This is a genomic window from Alcanivorax sp. HI0007, assembly GCF_001635525.1.
In the GTDB taxonomy this organism is placed as follows: Bacteria; Pseudomonadota; Gammaproteobacteria; order Pseudomonadales; family Alcanivoracaceae; genus Alcanivorax.
Window position 1 is genome coordinate 1 of record NZ_LWEJ01000213.1, and the last position, 18,883, is coordinate 18,883.

The following is an 18,883-nucleotide window of genomic DNA, read 5'->3' on the forward strand; positions in this document are numbered from 1 at the left end:
GCTGCCGGGCCGATGCCTTCGCCTCAAGCGGTGAGGGCCCTGCGTGAAAGCATGCGCCATGGCGATCCGCGTACACCGCCGCTGGCCCCGCCAACGGATTTGCGTGAGCCGCCCAGTGCGGCCGAGCTGGCCGATCCGGCGCTGTATCAACAGTACGAGCAGCGCCAGAAACAGAACGTGTATGCCTCGTTCGCCAGTGCCGTTGATCAACGTATCCCGAAACTGGAAGCGATGATTGCCAAAGGCCGCGCCGAAGGCATCAGCGAGGCGCAACTGGCAGAGGGGGAGGCCAAGCTGGCAAAACTGCGCGAGCAGCGGAATCAGTTAGCGGCGCAACAGCCTTCCGCCGACGGGGCGTCCGCAGAAGAAGAACAGGACTGACCGGTTAGCTCAGCCACACTGTCGCGGATGGTCTGATCCCCGGGCGCCAATGCATGGGCGCGGCAGATGCTGTCGTTGGCGCTTTTTTTATTGCCCAGGGCCTGTTCCGCGTAGGCGCGATTGTTCCAGGCGGCGGCAAAGTCCGGCGCTTTCTCGGTGGCGGTGCGAAAGGCCTCCAGCGCCTTGTGCTGCTGTCCCTGTTTCCACAGGCTGTTGCCGTGTCCGAACCAGAGTTTGCCGCTGTCCGGGAATGCCGCCACGGCGGCGGGCCAGAAGGCATCGCCATCGGGCAGGGCGGAAATGGCCCGGAACAGGGTGTCCGGTTCCGCACTGGCAGGCAGCTGACCGGGCTCAACCAGGGTAAAGCCCCACTGATCCGCGCGGGCCCAGGTCCGGATAAAGCGGTTCCAGTGGGTGGTCTTGCCGGCATCGGTGCCGCTGTGCAACACCATGGTGTTGCCCTGGTCCCGATAGCCGGTGACCACGGCGAAATGCCACTGGGGCCAGCGGCGTAGCGCCAAGTTCTGTAGCACCAGTACCGGGCGGCCTGCCTGCAGTTCCGTAAACAGCGCCTGGCTGTTTTCTACCGGGTATGCCATCAGGCCGCGACTGCGCGCGGCAGCACGCAATTCGATTCCCAGGCTGCCTTCCCGCTCCGGGAGCCACACTTCGTCCACCAAACTGTCTGCCGTCACCGGCTTGCCGGCCCATTGCAGCATCATGGCCAGGGCCGCGGGACCGCATTGGTATTTTTCCTGGGGAACGAAGGGCACCACCAGCTCCTGCTCCGTGTCTACCTGGGCACTCTCGGGAGGTGGAAAACTTTGGCATCCACTCAGTAAAAACAGAACCAGCAGGCTGAGGAGGCCCGTCAGGCTGGCAGGGTTGGCAAGGGCGGGGCGGGGAGGGCGAGGAGCCACAGGCTCCTCGCCGAAACGGACAGTCATGGATCAGTTGATGGGATTAATGGCCGGAAACACGTTAGTGGCGCCCAGCAGATCGAGCAGAATCAGAATCAGGATGATGGCGAGAATCACACCCACCACGCCCTGACCCGCGGGCAACTCTTCCGCTTTCTGGGCCAGCTGCTGCAGTTCCTGATCGGTGAGCCGGTCGAGTCGCTGGCTGACCTGATCCTTGCTGACACCGTAGTCACCCAGTGCCTTGGCGGCAACCTGGTGATCCATCAGCTCCATTACCTGGGCTTTCATGGCCGCGCGGTCCTGTTGTTGAATGACCGTGTCGTTACCGATCATGGCGGCCTGGGCGGCGGGGACGATCAGCACCTGCATGAACAGTAATAGTGCTGCACTCAGAATACCGGTAATACGCTTGGTCATGATCACTCTCCATTCAGCCAGTTTGAGGGGCAAGCTCAGTGCAGGAATACTGGGTCGAGGGCGCCTGCAATGAACTGCCATCACTTATTTACCGTAACAGTCTGACGCTAACGAAGCAGGATAGCTGCCGAAAACGCATCATTTTTTACAAGGACTTTACCAATTTCCATCACCTTGACGCGGGCTTCACGAAAACGCGCCAGAGCGTGTTCCAGGTCGGTTTCGGGAATGCTGAAAAGCAGGCCGCCGGCGGTTTGCGGGTCGCACAGAGCGGTGAGCATTGCGTCTGCAATATGCTGCGCATGGCAATGCATCAGCACTTGCCGGTTGGCGTCGTTGAGGGTGCTTGTCACGCCGTTTTCGATCAGCGACAGGGTGCCGGGCAGCAGAGACACCTTATCGGTATCAATCACCATGGCCACATCGCTTTGCTGACAAATTTCATGGAGATGCCCGAGCAGGCCGAAGCCGGTGATATCGGTGCAGGCATGCACGGACAGGTCCTGCATGGCTTGTTGGGCGAGGCGGTTGCTGACCAGAAGATGCGTCAGGGTGGTATCCAGCCAGGGGCCGTGCAGTTTACCTGTCTGCATCATGGCGGCCAGGTGTACCCCGCTACCCAGGGGCTTGGTCAGCAACAGGCGATCTCCGGGCCGAGCGCCGCCCTTGTGCCAGAGTTGTTGCGGGTCCCCCAGACCATTCACCGTAAAGCCCGCAGCCATTTGCGGCCCTTCAATGGTGTGGCCGCCCACCAGGGTGCAGCCGGCGGCGTTCAGTTCTTGCACCGCACCGGCCATCAGGCGTTGCAAATCCCGTCCCTGCAGTTTCGGGTGGTGCCAGGGCAGGGTTACGTTGGCCAGCGCAGAGTGGGGTGTGGCGTTCATGGCATACAGGTCGCTCAGGCTGTGTAACGCCGCCACCCGGCCAAACAGGAACGGCTCGTCGATAAAGGCCGGAAAGAAATCCAGACTCTGTACCAGACGTTTGTTATCAGCCCACTGAATGATCGCCGCATCATCAGCGGTATCCACACCGGCCTCGATGTCGTCACGGACATGTGGCTGCAAATCCCGCAAGGCATCCTGCAAGGCGTCGCTGCCGACCTTGGCGCCACAGCCGGCACAGTGCCGTGTATCCGGGTCTGCGGAGGCGGGTGCCATGGCGGGCAGCTGACGGTCGAACTTGTCCATGAAGGCCCGGTCGATCCGGTCTTTCCAGCGCCATACCCAGCCCCCGGATGCAAACAGGGCACCACCACGGCTGGCCACCGCCTGTTTGCCGCCGGCGGAGAGCAGCGAAAGAAAGTGTTTTTGCGGCCGGTAATGTTGCAAGGGTTGCCCGGCGATGGCCGCGCTCAGGTTATGGGCCAATACCTTGGCCTGGCGGACCGCATAGACGCCGGCCTTGGGCAGGCTGTCGGGAAAAGCCGCGCAATCCCCGGCGGCAAATACGCGCGGATCGCTACGACTTTGCAGCGTGGCGTGTACTCGCACAAAGCCCTGATCGTCACACTCTAGATCGCTGTTGGCGATAACCGGGGTGCCACGTACGCCGGTGCACCAGAGCACCCGGGAGGCGTCCAGCGGGGCATCGTTGGCGTAGAGGCGGTCATGGTGTTTTTCCACCCGGGTGTGTTCGCGCACCCGGATGCCGTAGTCATCCAGATAGCTGCGCATGCGTCGCCGCACCGGCTCCGGGTAGCCGGGTAGCAGGATGCCGCCGCTGATCAGTGACAGGGGCGCGCTGAGACCCTCTCGGCGTTGATGCTCGGCAATGGCCAGGACCATTTCGGTTCCCCCGGCCCCGGCGCCCACCACCGCCAGTGGACTGTCCTTGTCGCGCCACTGTTGCCATCGCTGATGGAAGCTGGCCACCGGTTTCACCGGCACGATATCCGGATGGCCACCGCCTACCGGCTGCAGGTCAGGAGTGGCGCCCACATCCAGGCTCAGCCAGTCGTATTCCAGGGTGCTGCCATCCTCCAGAGTGAGGCGACGTTCGGCGCTGCAGATCCTTGTCACCGCGGCGCGGATAAAGCGGGTGCCGGTGGCGATACACAGCCGGTACAGGTCCACATGGGTATCCGTGAGGCGGTAGTGGCCGGCGATCAGACCGGGCAACATGCCAGAGTAGGCACTGAGGGCGTCCGGCGAGACGAGAGTGATTCGCACACCGGGGAGCGGTTTCATGGCCAGCATGCGCAGGGCCAGGGCATGGCTGTGGCCGCCGCCAATCAATACCAGGTCGTGGTTAGCCGAGGGAGTCATCACAGCAGAATGTCGCCTTTTAGAAAGCAGCGGGCCTGGCCACTAAGGGTAACCCGATCTCCTTCCAGGGAGCAGAACAACTCACCACCGCGGGCGGAAAGCTGGCGGGCATGCAGGGTGGATTTGCCCAGTCGCTCGGCCCAGTAGGGCACCAGAGTGCAGTGGGCGGAACCGGTGACGGGATCTTCCGGCACGCCCTTGGCCGGCGCAAAAAAACGGCTGACAAAATCGCAGTCATCGCCGGGGGCGGTGATCATGATCGCAAAGGTATCCAGCTTGCCGATGGCGGTGAAATCCGGCTGAAAGTGGCGTACCTGATCGGCGCTGTCCAGCACCACCAGGGTGTCACGGGCTTGCAGCACGTCCTTGAGCGACATGCCCAGTGCCTGTTCGAAGGGGTCACGATGGCTGACCGGGAGCCCGGGCCGGGCAGGAAAATCCAGACTCAGGGTCTGACCGCTACGATGCACATAAAGCGCGCCGGATGCGGTGTTGAAACGAATCCGTTCACCGGGAAACCCCAGCGCATTGAACACCACCCAGGCGGCGGCCAGGGTGGCATGGCCGCACAGATCCACTTCCACACGGGGCGTAAACCAGCGCAGTGAATAGCCGGTCTCGTCGGGGACCAGAAAGGCGGTCTCCGACAGGTTGTTCTCCATGGCGATGTTCTGCAGCAGGGCATCGTCCGGCCAGCGTTCCAGCGGTACCACCGCCGCCGGGTTGCCGGCAAACAGGGACGAGGTGAAGGCATCAACTTGGTAGAGTTTCATAAGCTGCCTTGAAAATAACGGGTGCGTTTGGTCGGTTTCAAAGACCCAACCCAGGCTTCAATCGTAGCCGCTTTCGCAACCCCCGCGACAATGCATCGACCGCCAGATTGAGCATGACCGTGGCCAGGATCAACAGCAGGGTCCGGTCGAAGCGGAATTCCGCCACGCTGGAATCAATATAGAAACCCAGGGTATGGATGCCAAGAATGCCCAGCACTGCCGTTTCCCGCATGATCACTTCCCAGCGGTAGAGCAGGAAGGCCAGCAGGTTGGGGGTGACCCGGGGCAGTACCTCCCAGGCGTAGCGGTTGATGCCGATGGGGGCGTCCGCACGGAGTGTCAGGCTCTCGCTGAAGCGGCCAGTGAGGTGGGCGACGATGGCGCCGGTGTGCAGGGCCAGGGCCAGGATGCCGGGCAGCATGGACGGGCCGAGCAAAATCAGGAAAAAGAACGCGAGAAAGAATTCCGGGGTGGTGCGCATGACCACCAGCAGGCCATTGCCGGCGGTGCGACTGGCCCGGTTGCCGAATAACGGCGAAATCAGCGGGAACAACAGCAGCGACAGCAGACCCGTGAGCAACAGGGCGCCGAGACCCAGCACCAGAGTCTGCCACAGCCCCGGCCACAGCTGTTGTTGCCAGAGCATGGCAAACCAGTGCCACAGTTCCGTGAGTCCACCCCCCTGGCGCAGCGGCACCGGCACCAGATCCACCGTGACGAAGCGCACCAGGGTGTCGAGCCGGCCGGTGAACAGCGGTGGCGCCCAGGCGATGGCGGCCAGCAGGTAAACCGGGATCAGGGTCGGGCGCAGCCACCAGCGCAGGGTAAAGATGATGGCAAAGAACAGGTACAACAGGGCGGCGCCCTGGTCGTAGTTGCCCTCACGGAAGGCGGTTTCCAGGTGGAAGCCCAGGGTGGGCAAACCGATAAAACCGAGAATGGCGGATGCGCGGATGGCGCACTCCAGCCGGTAGCCGCCGTAAGCCTTGCAGGCCTGCCAGACCAGCGGCAGGCGAGCGTAGAAGAATACGCTCAGGCGCTGTCCGCTGACGGGCAGGGCATTGGCAGGGCTTGGGTCCGCTTCTTCCAGAAATTCGCCGAAGACCTTGGCGAAGATGCCCGCGTAGGGAATGGCGATGGCCAGCACCCCGGTGACGGTGCTCAGCCCGGCTACCTGCAACAGCAGTAATCCCCAGAACAGTTCGTGGACCGCGCGGATGCTGGCCGCCAGGCCCCGCACCCAGCGGTGGTGCCAGGCCATGGCCATAAGGAAGCCGAACAGTGCCGCCAGGGCCGTGCCCTGCCAGGCGAAGGCCAGGGTGTTGGCCAGTGCGCGCCAGAGGTGGTCGGTGGAGAAAAAATCCGGTGCCAGAAAGCCCTGGCCCATGCGCAGCAGTTCACTGCCCGGGGAGGAGCGGGTGATCTCCAGATCGGCAATCGTCAGGGCGATCAACCCGGCCACTGCGAGCCACAAGCTGGCGCGGCGCCAGCGGGCGGCGGTGGTGTTGACGGGCTGCCGGGAGCTGGGGCTCATTGGTAGAGCGTGTCCAGATCACTCAGGCTCAGCGTGCTGGCCGGGGCGTCGAGGAGAATCTTGCCTTCGCCCAGACCGATGATGCGGTCGCAGCATTGCAGAGCCAGCTCGCGGTCATGCAGGGCGACCACGGTGGTCGGGTGCCGGGCCAGGGCCCGCTGCAGCAGATCCAGCCCCTGATGTTCGTCCAGGCTGGAGACCGGTTCGTCGGCCAGCAACACCGGGCGCTGCGTATAGAGTGCCCGCCCCAGCGCCACCCGTTGCGCCTGCCCGCCGGATAGCTGGTCCACGCTGGTAAAGAGCTTGTCCTCCAGTCCCAGTTCCCGGGCCAGTTCGCCCACGCTGGCCTTTTCCCCGGCACTGGGCCAGATCAGGTTACGCAGGTTGGTCAACGTCCGGTTGCGGGGCAGGGCGCCCATGTAGAGGTTGTGGAAGACGCTCAGCATGGGCACCAGGTCGCCGGTCTGGGGGCACCAGGCACAGCGGACTTCCTGCTGTTGGCGCAGGGCGGCCAGCAGGGTGGATTTGCCGGCACCGGAAGGGCCCAGCAGCGCCACCTTCTCGCCGTCGGCAATGGTCAGCGACAGGGACGTAAACACGACCTGGCCGGGATGGCCAAGCCGTGCGTTTTCAAGACGAAAGGTCAACGGAATGCCCTGCGACTTACTCGGCGTCCAGCAGGCCGATGGCTTTGGCGGTTTCCTCGATGGGCGCAAAGTCGTCATTGCTGGCGGGGATGAACTTTTCCCGGGGGAAGGCATTGAGCAGAACCGGATCATCAATGGCCAGCAGGGCGTCGGTGACACGCTGGGTGAAGCCGTCACCGAAGCTGTCGTTCAGGTCGCCACGCACGGTCCAGTGATAGTCCGGATAGCCGGGAGTTTCCCAGATAACCTGGACCTTGTCGGTGTCGATCTTGCCTTCTTCCAGCTCACGTTCCCAGACCTTGTAGTTCACTGCGCCGGTGGCATAGGCGCCGCTTTGTACCAGGGCAATGGTGGCGCTGTGATCCCCGGAGAAACCGACTTTCTCGAACAGCTGTTCCGGAGACTGGTTGAAGGTCTCACGCAGGTAGAACTCCGGCATCAGTCGTCCGGACGTGCTGCCCTTGGACCCGAAAGTGAAAGAGGGTTGCTCGACAAACGCCTCGGTGAGCGTCTCGGATGGGCTCAGGCCAGTGCTGGCGTTGGCGATGAAGTAGGACTTGAAGTCCGGATCTTCCAGGCCCTGTGCGATGGCCTGGGAGCCGGGTACCAGGCGGCGGGCCTGCACACCGGACAGACCGCCAAACCAGGCCATTTGTACTTCGTTATTGCGAAAGGCGGTGACCGCCGCCGCATAGGATTTCACCGGGACATATTTCACCGGGACACCCAGTTGCTCTTCCAGATAAAGGGCAACCCCGCCGAAGCGTTTTTCCAGTTGCGATTCATCCTGGTCGGGGATGGCGGTGAAAGTGAAGGTCTCGGTTTGCGGTTCGTTACAGGCAGAAAGCAGCAGTGCTGAGCACAGGGCAGCAAGAAACTTGAGGCGCATTGTTGACTCCGTTCAATAGGGAGGCTTACCGGACAATGTGGAAATCCTGTCGCGGGTCCGGCCAGACACGACAAGGTGATTATAGAGCGCCGGGGGCTGGATACCAGTCAGCAACCCTGCCGAAAGAGAAATACCCGTTGGAGCCTTGCTCGCAAGGCGAAGGGTGTTATTCCGGCGCCATGCCAGCGGGTAACCTTCGCTTTGCGAGCAAAGCTCCAACGGAATTTCGTAGCCAAACCGGGGAGATAATTCCCCTCCGCCTTTCGTTGGAGCCTTGCTTGCAAGGCGAAGGGGGTTGTCTCGGCGCCATGGCAGCGGGTAGCTCTTCGCTTTGCGAGCAAAGCTCCAACAGTTGCTTGGGGTTTCAGGCTTCTGGCGTCTGGCGTTCTTCCAGAAATGCCATTACTTCATCGCGGCTACCCTCAAAGACGATGTCTCCTTCCCGGTGGGAGAGCATGTAGTCATACATGGGGTCGTAGTAGTCACGCAGAAGAATACGGATCCAGTCCTGGTGCAAATCGGTATCGCCGCTGATGGCTTGCACGGCCAGGGCTTCGCTGAGCAGCTGGCGTAACTGCTGGTGACGCAGTCCGCCCAGGCGGCGGCGAATGCGATCCATGGCGGCAAGCAGTTCCTCACCGAGAAAGTGCAGGCCTTGCTGCTCGCCGAAATGTTGACGGTATTCTTCCAGCGGGCCGACCACATAGTCTTCCAGAGTCACCTGCACCCGGGATTCCAGCGTCTCATTGATGATGATGCGCGGGCAGGTCCGGATCTTGTCCTGCAGAGAGAAGGGCAGATGGCAGCGGCCGATCAGCTTGCTTTCGTCTTCCAGCAAAACCCGGGCCGGGGTCTGCGCCCGTTGCCTGATCATGGCGATGGCCAGGGCATTATCGAAATCGATCTGGGTGGGCTGCCCCCCGGGGCGTCGCCCGAAGGCGGAGCCACGATGATGAGCCAGGCCTTCCAGATCCACGGCGTTGGACTGGCTCTCGATGACCCGGGTTTTGGCGCAGCCGGTACGGCCACAGAGAATGTCAAAGGGCAGCGTGGTGATGCAGGCCTCCAGCTCGTCCAGCAGGAAGCGGCGCATGGCCTTGTAGCCGCCGGTGACCAGTGGTGCATCGATCCCTGCTTCACGCAGCCAGGCCTGGGTGGTCTGGCTGCGCAGCCCGCCCCGGAAGCAATACAGGTAACCGTTCGGGTTGGCCTGCCACCAGTGTTGCCAGGCCTGCATACGCCGTTCCCGCTCCTCGCCGCTGACCAGCTGGTTACCCAGGTCAATGGCCGCCTGCTGGCCATGCTGCTTGTAGCAGATGCCAATCCGGTGGCGTTCGTCGTCGTTGATCAGGGCGATATTGGTGGTGCCAGGGAAGGCGCCCTTGGCGAATTCCACAGGAGCACGCACATCCAGCAGGGGCGTGTCGTTGAGAAACAGGGACAGGTAATCACGGGTATCGTCGCGCATGGGGGGCGAGTTTAGAACAGCTACAAGCTACAAGCTACAAGCTACAAGCTACAAGCTACAAGCTACAAGCTACAAGCTACAAGCTACAAGCTACAAGCTACAAGCTACAAGCTACAAGCTACAAGCTACAAGCTACAAGCTACGCTGGTTGGATTGGGAAAGGCGGAGAAGTTCCCCGCCCCCGGTGCTGTCTACGACGCCGCTGTAGGAGCTATGCTTGCATGGCGAACCGCGCTTGCGCGGAAATCGGCCGGAGGGCGATCAGGGATATCAGCGCTCGACAGGTTCCAGAAAGAATGGCGGACGGACTTTGATCTTTGTCGCCTCGCCTCGCCTCGCTTCGCTCGGTTCGCACCTCAAGAGGTGCTCCTACATCAACAACCTACGGCAAGGTTCGAATCGCGCCGCAAGCAACGCTCCTATCGTCGCCGCCCCCACAAAAAAACGCGGGCAGGGCGCTATGTGATTAGCACGGCCCTGCCCGCGTTGCAGCTTGTGGCTTGACGCTTGTAGCTGTTTTTACTCCGCCGGACGGATCTGGCCGGCCAGGTGCGGCTTGATGCCGTCCTTGGCCAGCAGGCGGAAGTCGCTGCCGCCATCGACGGGCTTGTTCTCGAACTTCACGGTGGCGGGGATGAACATGGGCAGTTTGAACTGCACATCCACGGTGAAGGCTTCTTCCGGCAGCTGGTTCTGCAGCTCGGCCAGGCAGCGGGCCTTGGACCACATGCCGTGGGCAATCTGGCGCTTGAAGCCGAACAGTTTGGCGGACAGCGGGTACAGGTGAATCGGGTTACGGTCACCGGATACCGCGCCGTAGCGACGGCCGGTGTCACCGGGGACTTTCCATTCCACGGTATCGGTGGCCGGCTGGGGCTTGGGCGCATCTTTCTTCTTGCTGCTGCCACCGCCGCCACTGCGGAAGAAATTCACTGATTCGCTTTCCCAGACTCGTTCACCGCCGGTGCTGATGCTGGTAAAGATGGAGAACTCGTAGCCCTTGTCCACCTTGGTCAGATTGCCCAGGTAGCATTTCACGTTCAGCTGCTCACGCTCGCTGATAGGGCGATACTGGGTGATGCTGTTGCGCACGTGCACCAGGCCCATGGCCGGGAACGGGAAGCCGTCGCTGAGAATCAGGGCCATATGCAGCGGGAAGGCGTGCATGTGCGGGTAGGTCACCGGCAGCTTGCCGTCGGCGGCAAAGCCACACACCTTGCGGTAGGCGGCCAGGTGCTTCTCGTCCAGGGCCACATCGTTCAGGCGCAGGCCGATTTCCGGCAGGGTGGGGTTGCTGCCCGGCTTTACGGTGGCGCGCATGACCGCTTTGGCGAAGTTGATCACCATGGGGGGCGCGTTGCGCAGTTCGCGGAATTTTACCTCACTCATTACTCGATCCTTTCCCGTTGGTCGTGTGGTGGTCTCAGACCCATGATCTTTATGTCCCTGCGCGGCGACCGGCAGAGGCGTAAAGATCATGGAACGACGATGTTGCTGGGAGTATAGAGCAGGGCCGGCGATGCGCTATTGGCCGCGCAGACAAGCTGTATAGGGACTAAAGCACACGTAAATAAAACTGTGACAGAGGTTTGTCTGCAAGAAGGAAGGTGGCAGGGACCGGTTCACTGGTCCGGTTTGGATTTCCACATGCCGACCCCGAAATAGATCAGCCGCAGCTGTTTTTCGGCGGTGCCGAGAACCTGGTTCTGGCCGAATTCGTCGTCTTCTTCCAGTTCCAGCATTTCCTGGGTGAGGGCGGTCACGTTGTTGACTACCAGCCCGGCCATCATTTGCAGGTCTTCTGCGTTCACGTGGTTGAGGAAGGGAAAGCGGGCCATATCCATGGCCAGCTCGTTGGTGAACATACGGATTTCCCGGCGGATGGCGTTGCGCATGGTGGGCGTGCCACCGGCCAGTTCCTTGGACACGAACAGGAAGTGCGCCCGGTTGTTGCGGACATAGTTGAAGTACACCTCCAGGGAGCCGCGCAGCATCCGTTCATTGGGGAGCTCTTCCTGGCGGACCTGGCGCATCATATGACGCAGGGTACGGAAGGATTCGTCCAGCAGCGTCAGCCCCAGGGCGCTCATGTCCGGAAAATGCCGGTAGAAGGCAGTGGGGACCACTCCGGCTTTCTTGGTGACTTCACGCAGACTCAATGCGGAAAACGGGGCTTTCTTGACGACCAGATCCAGCGCCGCTGCCATCAGAGCTTCACGGGTTTGCCCCCGTTTCGGCTTGCGGGTTCTGCTGGTGCTTTCCTTGCTCATTCCGGTCGCCTCTGCATGGGGGGTTCAGGTCGTTGGCCAGGCCCGATCGGCAGTTTCATTCCCGTTTCCGGCTGCTCGGGCAGGACAATGCCGGGGTACTGGCGGGCATCACGCACCCACAGACCCTGAAAATACGCTGTAAATTCTCCCCGTTGTGAGCCCGTGATGCAACTGGTGCGCAGAAAACATGTGTAACTGCATGATAGTGAAGGTTTTTACAAAATTGTGTGTACAGGTGTTGACGAAAACGGTGAGCCTGTGAATAATGCGTACAACTGTTCACTTACAGGGATGAACCCAATGAACGCAATGACACAGACCTCCAGCCGTTTTCAGCAAGGCCTGACCCGCCTGCTGCAGTCCCGCGTGGCGGATATTCTTTCCTATCCCCATGGCGTTGACCGTTATCTGGAAGTGTTCAATCCGCTGTGGTCCGTCAATGAGGTGCGCGCCAAGGTGGAAGCCGTGCGCTACCTGACCAATGACAGCGTGACCCTGACCCTGCGCCCCAATCACAACTGGGAAGGCTTTATCCCGGGCCAGTTCGTGCAGCTTTCCGTCACCATCAACGGCAAGCGCCAGACCCGCTGTTATTCGCCGGCCAACTCCCTGCACCGCGCCGATGGCTGCATCGAGCTCACCGCCAAAGTGCACGCCAACGGCTTTGTTTCCCGTCACCTGCGTGAACAACTGAGTGTGGGTGATGTGGTGTTGCTGTCCCAGGCGGACGGCGAATTCGCCCTGCCGGAACAACGCCCGGAGCAGGTGCTGCTGATCAGTGGTGGCAGCGGTATCACCCCGGTGATGTCCATGCTGCGCACCCTCTGTGATGAGGGCTTCAGCGGCCCGATCACTTTCCTGCATTACGCCAACAGCGCCGCCGACATGATCTATGCCAGCGAGCTGGACGAGATCGCACGGACCCACGACAACGTGACCCTGGTGCGCTGCTTCAATGATGAGGGTGAACAGGGCGAACTGTCCGGCCTGTTTTCCCGTGAACACCTGTACATTGCTGCGCCGGAATTTGCACAGGCAACCACTTTTCTGTGTGGTCCGCCGCCGATGATGGCTGCGGTGGAAAAAGTCTGGGAAGAGGACGGCCTGGCAGAGCGTCTGCACAAGGAGCAGTTCACCCTGGCGGCGCCGCAGATCGAAAGCGACAGCGCGGAAGGCGAAGTGCGTTTCGTGCAGAGCGAGAAAATGGCCGTTAACAATGGTGCCACCCTGCTTGAGCAAGCGGAATCTGCCGGGCTGACCCCGGAATCCGGTTGCCGCATGGGCATCTGCCACGCCTGTACCTGCCGCAAGACCGCCGGTGACGTGCGCGATATCCGCACCGGTGAGATCAGCAGTGGCGAAGAAGACATTCAAATTTGCGTCAGCGTGCCGGTGGGCACGGTGACCCTGGACATCTAAACGGATTCACCCAAACCGAAGCGTCACAGGACGAATCTTCAAACCGGGTTTAAGGAGAAAGCACATGAGTATTTTCAGCAACTTGACCGCCGAACAATTCGAGACCATTGGCCAGGAACTGGATGCCATCCGTAATCGGGAAATGGCGGACCTGGGCGAAAAAGATGCCAACTACATCCGTACCCTGATCAAGCGTCAGCGTCGTCTGGAAGTGGCCGGCCGCGGTCTGCTGATGGCAGGTTTCCTGCCGCCGGCATGGCTGGCCGGTGTAGCCTGTCTGTCTGCCTCCAAGATCCTCGACAACATGGAGATCGGCCATAACGTGATGCACGGCCAGTATGACTGGATGGGCGATCCGGCCATTAACTCCAAGGTCTTTGACTGGGACAACACCTGCACCAATACGGCCTGGAAGCAGACTCACAATTTCGAGCACCACACGTTCACCAACGTGCTCGACAAGGACCATGACATTGGTTATGGCATTCTGCGCATGTCCGATGATCAGAACTGGGAGCCGCGCTTCCTGTTCAACCCGATCCTGGCAGGCATCCTGGCCACCTTCTTCCAGCACTTTGTGGCGATCCAGAGCCTCAAGCTGGAGGACTACCTGGTCTACAAGACCAAGACCAAGGAAGAGCTGAAAGCGGAGTTCAAGCCGACCTGGAAAAAGATGCGCAAGCAGCTGTTCAAGGACTACCTGCTGTTCCCGGCACTGGCTGGCCCGTTTGCGCCCTTCGTGTTTGCCGGTAATGTGACCGCCAACCTGGCGCGCAACCTGTGGTCTTCCCAGGTGATCTTCAATGGTCACTTCCCGGAAGAGGTGGAGCAGTTCCCGGAGTCCGTGATTGAGAACGAGACCCGTGGACAGTGGTATGTCCGTCAGCTGCTGGGCTCGGCCAACTTTGAAGGCGGCCGTCTGATGCACGTGATGAGCGGCAACCTGAGCTTCCAGATCGAGCACCACCTGTTCCCGGACATGCCGGCCCATCGCTACGCGAAAATTGCGCCGGAAGTGCGTGCCATCTGTGAAAAGCACGGTCTGCCTTATAACACTGGCTCGTTTGTGAAGCAGTCTCTGAGTGTGTGGAAGCGGATCTTCAAGCTGTCTTTGCCCAGCAAGACCCAGGGCGGCAGCGACAAGGGTCCACTCAATGGCCTGCGAGCCAAAGTGGTATCCCTGACCCGTGAACCGCAGTCAGAAACCCGCAAGGCTGCCTGATCACTCCCGGGCAGCTCGATCTCCTGGTTGGGGCCGGTCCTGCGCTGGTTCCGGCCCTGCCATCCTTATGCTACTCTCAGTCAATCTGAGAGTAGCTTTTTTTATTTGGGGACAAGGCAGAACGCATGGCAGAAATGACAGATTCCGGTGTGCTGTTACGAATGGCCTACAAGGCCATGATTAACGCCGGTATTGATGCCGATGCCGTGTTGGCAGAAGTCGGTCTCGACAAATCCATTCTTCAGGTTCCTGACCTGCGTACGCCCCACGATGCCCAGGAATGGTTCTGGCAGGCACTGGAGAAAGTCTCCGGTGATGAACACGTCGGCCTGCACCTGGGTGAGCATATTCCTGTTTACAAGGGCCAGGTCCTGGAATACCTGTTCCTGTCCAGCCCCACTTTTGGCGAGGGCCTGAAACGTGCCCTGGATTACCAGCGCCTGCTGTCAGACGCTGCCCAGGGGGAATTGTTCGAGGAAGGGGATCGGGTCTTTCTCAAACAGATGATCTGGAGCAAACGTCTCAGCCATCTCAATGAATGCATGATGATGGGCGTGATCAAGTTCTTTCGTTTCGTCACTGACGGTGCCTTCGAGCCGCTTGAAGTCCACTTCGGTCATAGCCGTCATGCGGACCAGCAGGAATACGAGCGGCTCTTCGATTGTCCGGTGAAGTTCGATATGCCGAGTATCGGCATGTACTTCGATGCCCGGGTCATGAATCTGCCGTCGGCCCACCACGAGCCGGAACTGTTGCACCTGCACGAGCAGCTGGCCAGCGAACAGGTGGCTCGTCTGGAAAAGCAGGATCTGGTCGCCCAGGTCAATCGCCTGATCGGTGAGCTGCTGGAATCCGGCCATGCCAATTTGGAAGAAGTGGCCGAGCGACTGGGCATCAAGGCTCGCCAGTTGCGTACCCGGCTGGCCGATGCCGGCACCAACTTCAACCAGCTGGTTGCCGATTATCGTTGCCGTCTGGCCAAACGCCTGCTCGCCGGCACCGAAGAATCCATCGACGAAATCGTCTATCTCACCGGGTTTTCGGAGCCGTCCACCTTCTACCGGGCGTTCAAGCGCTGGGTCGGTATGACACCCATTGAGTATCGAAAGTTGAAGGCGGAAGAAGATGCCGCGGAGAGAAGTTAGGCGTCGATCGTGGGCAACAGAAAAGCAAAAGAAAGGCGCCGAGGGCGCCTTTTTACGGTTTGTCCGTGAAAGATTTCATGGCTCCATCTCATGGCACCATCCTTGCTTCACCGGGTAGTGGGGCATTCATCAATACATTGAATCGGTGTTAACCAGTGAAAGAATTTCTTCGCAAAGTGTTTTCTCCCATCCTCAACCCGTTTGAGTCCGGCGATGACAACTATGCCTATCGCCCGTCGCACCGAAAAATCCTGATCGTGGTGGGGGCCCTGTTTCTGGTGCTGTCCACCGGGGCGGCAGCGGCAACGGTGGTGGCTGAGTTGTACGGCGGGCTGATTCCGGTGGCGGTTTTCCTGGCAGTGGGGCTGGTGTGTGAAGTGGTCGGTCTGTTGGGGAGCGACAAGGCCGTGGCCCGCATGTGGAAGAGCAAGTAATCACCCCGTTGGAGCCTTGTTCACAAGGCGAAGGACCAGTGAAAAAGGGATACCCGAAAGAGTCGCCTTGCGAGCAAGGCTCCAACGGTCCAGGTAGCGTGCCCTCTGTTCAAAGCACCATGGCGGCGAGCCAGCCAGCGGCGATCAGCGGCAGGTTGTAATGAATAAAAGTGGGAATCACCGTGTCACGGATATGGTCGTGCTGGCCATCGGCGTTCAGACCGGCGGTGGGACCCAGCGTGGAGTCCGAGGCCGGGGAACCGGCGTCACCCAGGGCAGCCGCACTGCCCACCAGGGCGGCGGTGGCCAGTGGTGAGAAACCCAGTGCCAGGCAGAGCGGCACATACAGGGTGGTGATGATGGGGATGGTGGAAAACGACGAGCCAATCCCCAGCGTCACAAACAAGCCGAGCAGTAATAGCAGTGCCGCTGCCACCGGCGGGCTTTGCAAACCACTGGTCACACTCTCCACCAGCAATGGCACCTGTCCGCTGGCACCCACCACGGCAGCGTAGCCGTTGGCAGCAATCATGATAAAGCCGATCAGGGACATCATTTTCACGCCCTGGGTAAAGGCGTCCTGGGATTCCCGCCAGGGCACCACGCCCCCCGCTGTAAACACCATAAACCCCACCAGGGCGCCGAGAATGATTGAATCGCTGTAGAGCTGAAGTGCCAGGGCGGCGGCCAGGGCAATGGCGGCGACGATCACATTTCGCAGCGAAAGCGGCGCGTGCTGCTCTTCGCCCGGCAGCGCCACAGGCCGGTAGTCGCGGGGCTTGCGATAACGGATGAAGGCGAGAATCAAGCCCACCACCATGCCGGCAGCGGGCAGCAGCATGGCCAGGGGCAGTTCCCCCTTGGGAATTTCCAGACCCGCTTTTGCCAGGCTGGGGCCAAGTTGGGTATGCAGGAAAATGCTGCCGAAACCCACCGGCAACACCATATACGGGGTAATCAGCCCGAAGGTGAGCACACAGGCCGCCAGTCGCCGGTCCAGGCGCAGCTGGTGCATCACTTCCAGTAGCGGTGGCACCAGGATCGGGATAAAGGCGATATGAATGGGCACCAGGTTCTGGCTCATGATGGCGGCGGCCAGCAGCACCATGAGTAGCAGCGTGCGAATCAGACGCAGCTGGTCCGGCGCCGGGGTGCGACCGAGCCGGGCAATGATCCGTGCGGCCAGCCATTCGGTAATCCCGGAGCGGGCAATGGCCACCGCAAAGGCCCCCAGCAGGGCATAACTCAGGGCGATATTGGCGCCGCCACCCAGGCCGTCGCCAAAGGCAGACAGGGTGCTTTGCAGATCCAGGCCACTGCCCATGCCGGCCACCAGCGCCGCGCAGAGCAGGGCGAGTACCACGTTCATGCGCGCAATGCTCAGGCCCATGAGCAGAATCACGGACCAGACAATGGGGTTGAGAAACAGGCTCATGGCGCCTCCGCCGAACGGGCTGGGTCAGGTAAAGGCGCGGAGTTTAGCAGGGGGAGGGGAGCGCGCGCGAACCGGCTGAACCGCCGACGCACCGGGTTAGACATGCCACCTCAATTGGCGCCAGGGGATTTCCCCGACGCTGACGCTGTGATTAGCGTTCGTCGGTGCGGTGGGCTTCCCCCTCGATGGTTACATTGCCATCGTCCCGGCCGGGGGGCTGCTGAAACGGGTTGGGACCCTGTCGGGTATAACTGCTGTAGGTGAAGCCTCCTCCCTGCATGGTGGTAAAGCCCTGCAGGGTGCCTTTCTCGATCACCTTGCGGGCCATGGCACGGCGGGAGCCTGGCAGTAGCAGGGCAAAGCCCACCGCGTCAGTAATGAAGCCGGGGGTGATCAGCAGGGCGCCGCCGAGCAGCAGCATGATCCCTTCCACCATTTCCTGGCCGGGCATGTCACCTTGCTGCATGCGCTGGTTCAGTCGTACCCAGGTTTCCAGCCCCTGACGACGAAACAGATAGCTGCCCAGCAGGGCAGTAACCACCGTGGCGATGATGGTGATCGGCCAGCCGATCAGGCCGGCGACCTTCGCCAGTACCAGTACTTCCAGCAGGGCAAAAGCGAAGATGAAGAAGAAAATGCGACCGAAACCCATGGGGTGTCCTGTGTCAGAAGTCTGTGTGTTCAAACATGGTGGTAATTGGACAGGGATTCAAGGGACAGGTTCAGTGTCCAGGGAATCGGCCAGTTGCTGACGTAGCCAGCGATGGGCGGGGTCCCCGTTCTGGGCGTCGGGCCAGAGCGCATAAATCGGTACCGGGGGAATCGCTACCGGGAACGGCAATATCTGCAATTGCAGCCCATGGGCATAATGGCGAGCCAGACGCTCGGGCACCGTGGCGATCATGTCCGAGCGGGCGGTGACGGCGAGCATACTGGCAAATTGGGTCACCCGGGCGCCGGTGCGGCGCTGCCAGCCGGGCGCGTTCAGAACCAGATCCAGCGGCAGTCGACGGTGACGCTCCGGCAACACCACGTGTTCCGCCTCCAGGAAGCGCCTTTTACTGCAGCGACCGCGAAATTGCGGATGACCCCGCCGGGCAACCACCACCAGATTTTCTTCCAGCAGGACGTGCCGACGAAGCCGGCTGTCTTCCGGCACAAATGCATCCACGGCCAGGTCCGCATGGGCCTTGTGCAGGGTATCCGCCATGTTGTCACCGACCGGCGCCACTTCCAGCATTACGTCCGGTGCGTGCTGGCGGATCCGTTGCAGTAAGGGCGGAAGCAGTACCATCTCGAAATAATCTGTGCTGAGCAGGCGGAAATGCCGTTGGCTGGTGGCAGGGTCAAAGCGATTGCGCGGATCCAGAACGTCGCGCAGTGAAGCCAGTTGGGGCGCCAGATGCTGATGCAGTTCCCGGGCACGGGGAGTGGGCAACATGCCCTGGCGAGTCCGCACAAACAGCTCGTCGCTCAGGGTATGACGCAACCGTTGCAGCGCCGCGCTGATCGCTGGCTGGCTCATGCCAAGCTGTTCTGCCGCCCGGGACAGCTGCCCTGCCTCCATGATGGCGTGGAATACTGGCAGCAGGTTCAGGTCGACACTGCGTAAATTCAGTTTCATGGATATTACTTATATCAAATATCAATTAGGAAAAG

Annotated in this window: 18 protein-coding genes; 5 read left to right on the forward strand and 13 right to left on the reverse strand. The window is 61.0% G+C overall.

Features of this window, described 5'->3' with window-relative positions; all coding sequences use genetic code 11:
- On the forward strand, positions 1-381 hold a 381-nt coding region (locus tag A3714_RS10660; RefSeq protein ID WP_231867849.1), incomplete at its 5' end, for a hypothetical protein.
- Here A3714_RS10660 and A3714_RS10665 read toward each other — a convergent pair.
- The 10 genes from A3714_RS10665 to A3714_RS10710 all read right to left on the reverse strand — a co-directional run bounded on the left by A3714_RS10665 (position 321) and on the right by A3714_RS10710 (position 11,569).
- Entirely contained in the window at positions 321-1,154 is an 834-nt protein-coding gene (locus A3714_RS10665; RefSeq protein WP_231867850.1) for a PA2778 family cysteine peptidase, read from the reverse strand. The genes A3714_RS10660 and A3714_RS10665 overlap by 61 nt on opposite strands.
- A gap of 177 nt (positions 1,155-1,331) precedes the next feature.
- Positions 1,332-1,721, reverse strand: coding sequence for a PA2779 family protein (locus A3714_RS10670; RefSeq protein ID WP_062817718.1), 390 nt, complete (start codon positions 1,719-1,721; stop codon positions 1,332-1,334).
- A gap of 107 nt (positions 1,722-1,828) precedes the next feature.
- Positions 1,829-3,988 (reverse strand): selenide, water dikinase SelD, encoded by a 2,160-nt coding sequence (gene selD / locus A3714_RS10675; RefSeq protein WP_231865969.1) that lies wholly within the window; start codon positions 3,986-3,988, stop codon positions 1,829-1,831.
- The gene (locus A3714_RS10680; protein ID WP_063509429.1) at positions 3,988-4,761 is read right to left on the reverse strand and encodes a PhzF family phenazine biosynthesis protein; all 774 of its coding nucleotides are present in this window, start codon (positions 4,759-4,761) and stop codon (positions 3,988-3,990) included. The genes selD and A3714_RS10680 overlap by 1 nt, the downstream gene beginning before the upstream one ends.
- 37 nt (positions 4,762-4,798) lie before the next feature.
- Positions 4,799-6,295 (reverse strand): ABC transporter permease, encoded by a 1,497-nt coding sequence (locus A3714_RS10685; protein ID WP_156492925.1) that lies wholly within the window; start codon positions 6,293-6,295, stop codon positions 4,799-4,801.
- Complete coding sequence (locus tag A3714_RS10690) at positions 6,292-6,942, reverse strand: ATP-binding cassette domain-containing protein (RefSeq protein ID WP_063509430.1); 651 nt, start codon at positions 6,940-6,942, stop codon at positions 6,292-6,294. The genes A3714_RS10685 and A3714_RS10690 overlap by 4 nt, the downstream gene beginning before the upstream one ends.
- Positions 6,943-6,958: 16 nt before the next feature.
- On the reverse strand, positions 6,959-7,831 hold the full coding sequence (locus A3714_RS10695) for a putative selenate ABC transporter substrate-binding protein (RefSeq protein WP_063509431.1): 873 nt from the start codon (positions 7,829-7,831) through the stop codon (positions 6,959-6,961).
- Positions 7,832-8,195: 364 nt separating this feature from the next.
- A complete protein-coding gene (mnmH, locus tag A3714_RS10700) occupies positions 8,196-9,299 on the reverse strand; it encodes a tRNA 2-selenouridine(34) synthase MnmH (protein WP_063509432.1) in 1,104 nt (367 codons plus the stop codon).
- Positions 9,300-9,818: 519 nt separating this feature from the next.
- Complete coding sequence (locus A3714_RS10705) at positions 9,819-10,688, reverse strand: MaoC family dehydratase (RefSeq protein ID WP_062817887.1); 870 nt, start codon at positions 10,686-10,688, stop codon at positions 9,819-9,821.
- A gap of 233 nt (positions 10,689-10,921) precedes the next feature.
- The gene (locus A3714_RS10710) at positions 10,922-11,569 is read right to left on the reverse strand and encodes a TetR family transcriptional regulator (RefSeq protein ID WP_062817886.1); all 648 of its coding nucleotides are present in this window, start codon (positions 11,567-11,569) and stop codon (positions 10,922-10,924) included.
- A 300-nt stretch (positions 11,570-11,869) separates the two neighbouring features.
- Here A3714_RS10710 and A3714_RS10715 point away from each other — a divergent pair, with 300 nt between their 5' ends.
- The 4 genes from A3714_RS10715 (at position 11,870) to A3714_RS10730 (ending at position 15,789) form a co-directional block, all read left to right on the forward strand.
- Entirely contained in the window at positions 11,870-12,988 is a 1,119-nt protein-coding gene (locus A3714_RS10715) for a ferredoxin reductase (protein WP_231865968.1), read from the forward strand.
- 64 nt (positions 12,989-13,052) lie between these two features.
- Positions 13,053-14,210, forward strand: coding sequence for an acyl-CoA desaturase (locus A3714_RS10720; RefSeq protein WP_063509434.1), 1,158 nt, complete (start codon positions 13,053-13,055; stop codon positions 14,208-14,210).
- Between the two features lie 125 nt (positions 14,211-14,335).
- Entirely contained in the window at positions 14,336-15,355 is a 1,020-nt protein-coding gene (locus A3714_RS10725; RefSeq protein ID WP_062817884.1) for an AraC family transcriptional regulator, read from the forward strand.
- Positions 15,356-15,510: 155 nt separating this feature from the next.
- The gene (locus A3714_RS10730; RefSeq protein WP_062817883.1) at positions 15,511-15,789 is read left to right on the forward strand and encodes a hypothetical protein; all 279 of its coding nucleotides are present in this window, start codon (positions 15,511-15,513) and stop codon (positions 15,787-15,789) included.
- A gap of 109 nt (positions 15,790-15,898) precedes the next feature.
- On the opposite strand, the gene A3714_RS10735 is transcribed toward A3714_RS10730, so the two are convergent.
- The 3 genes from A3714_RS10735 to A3714_RS10745 all read right to left on the reverse strand — a co-directional run bounded on the left by A3714_RS10735 (position 15,899) and on the right by A3714_RS10745 (position 18,848).
- Complete coding sequence (locus tag A3714_RS10735) at positions 15,899-17,224, reverse strand: Na+/H+ antiporter family protein (protein ID WP_063509435.1); 1,326 nt, start codon at positions 17,222-17,224, stop codon at positions 15,899-15,901.
- Positions 17,225-17,375: 151 nt separating this feature from the next.
- Positions 17,376-17,876 carry an FxsA family protein gene (locus A3714_RS10740; RefSeq protein WP_063509436.1) on the reverse strand — a complete coding sequence of 167 codons (501 nt, stop codon included), beginning with the start codon at positions 17,874-17,876 and terminating at the stop codon, positions 17,376-17,378.
- Positions 17,877-17,933: 57 nt separating this feature from the next.
- A complete protein-coding gene (locus A3714_RS10745; protein WP_063509437.1) occupies positions 17,934-18,848 on the reverse strand; it encodes a LysR family transcriptional regulator in 915 nt (304 codons plus the stop codon).
- Between the last annotated feature and the right edge of the window lie 35 nt (positions 18,849-18,883).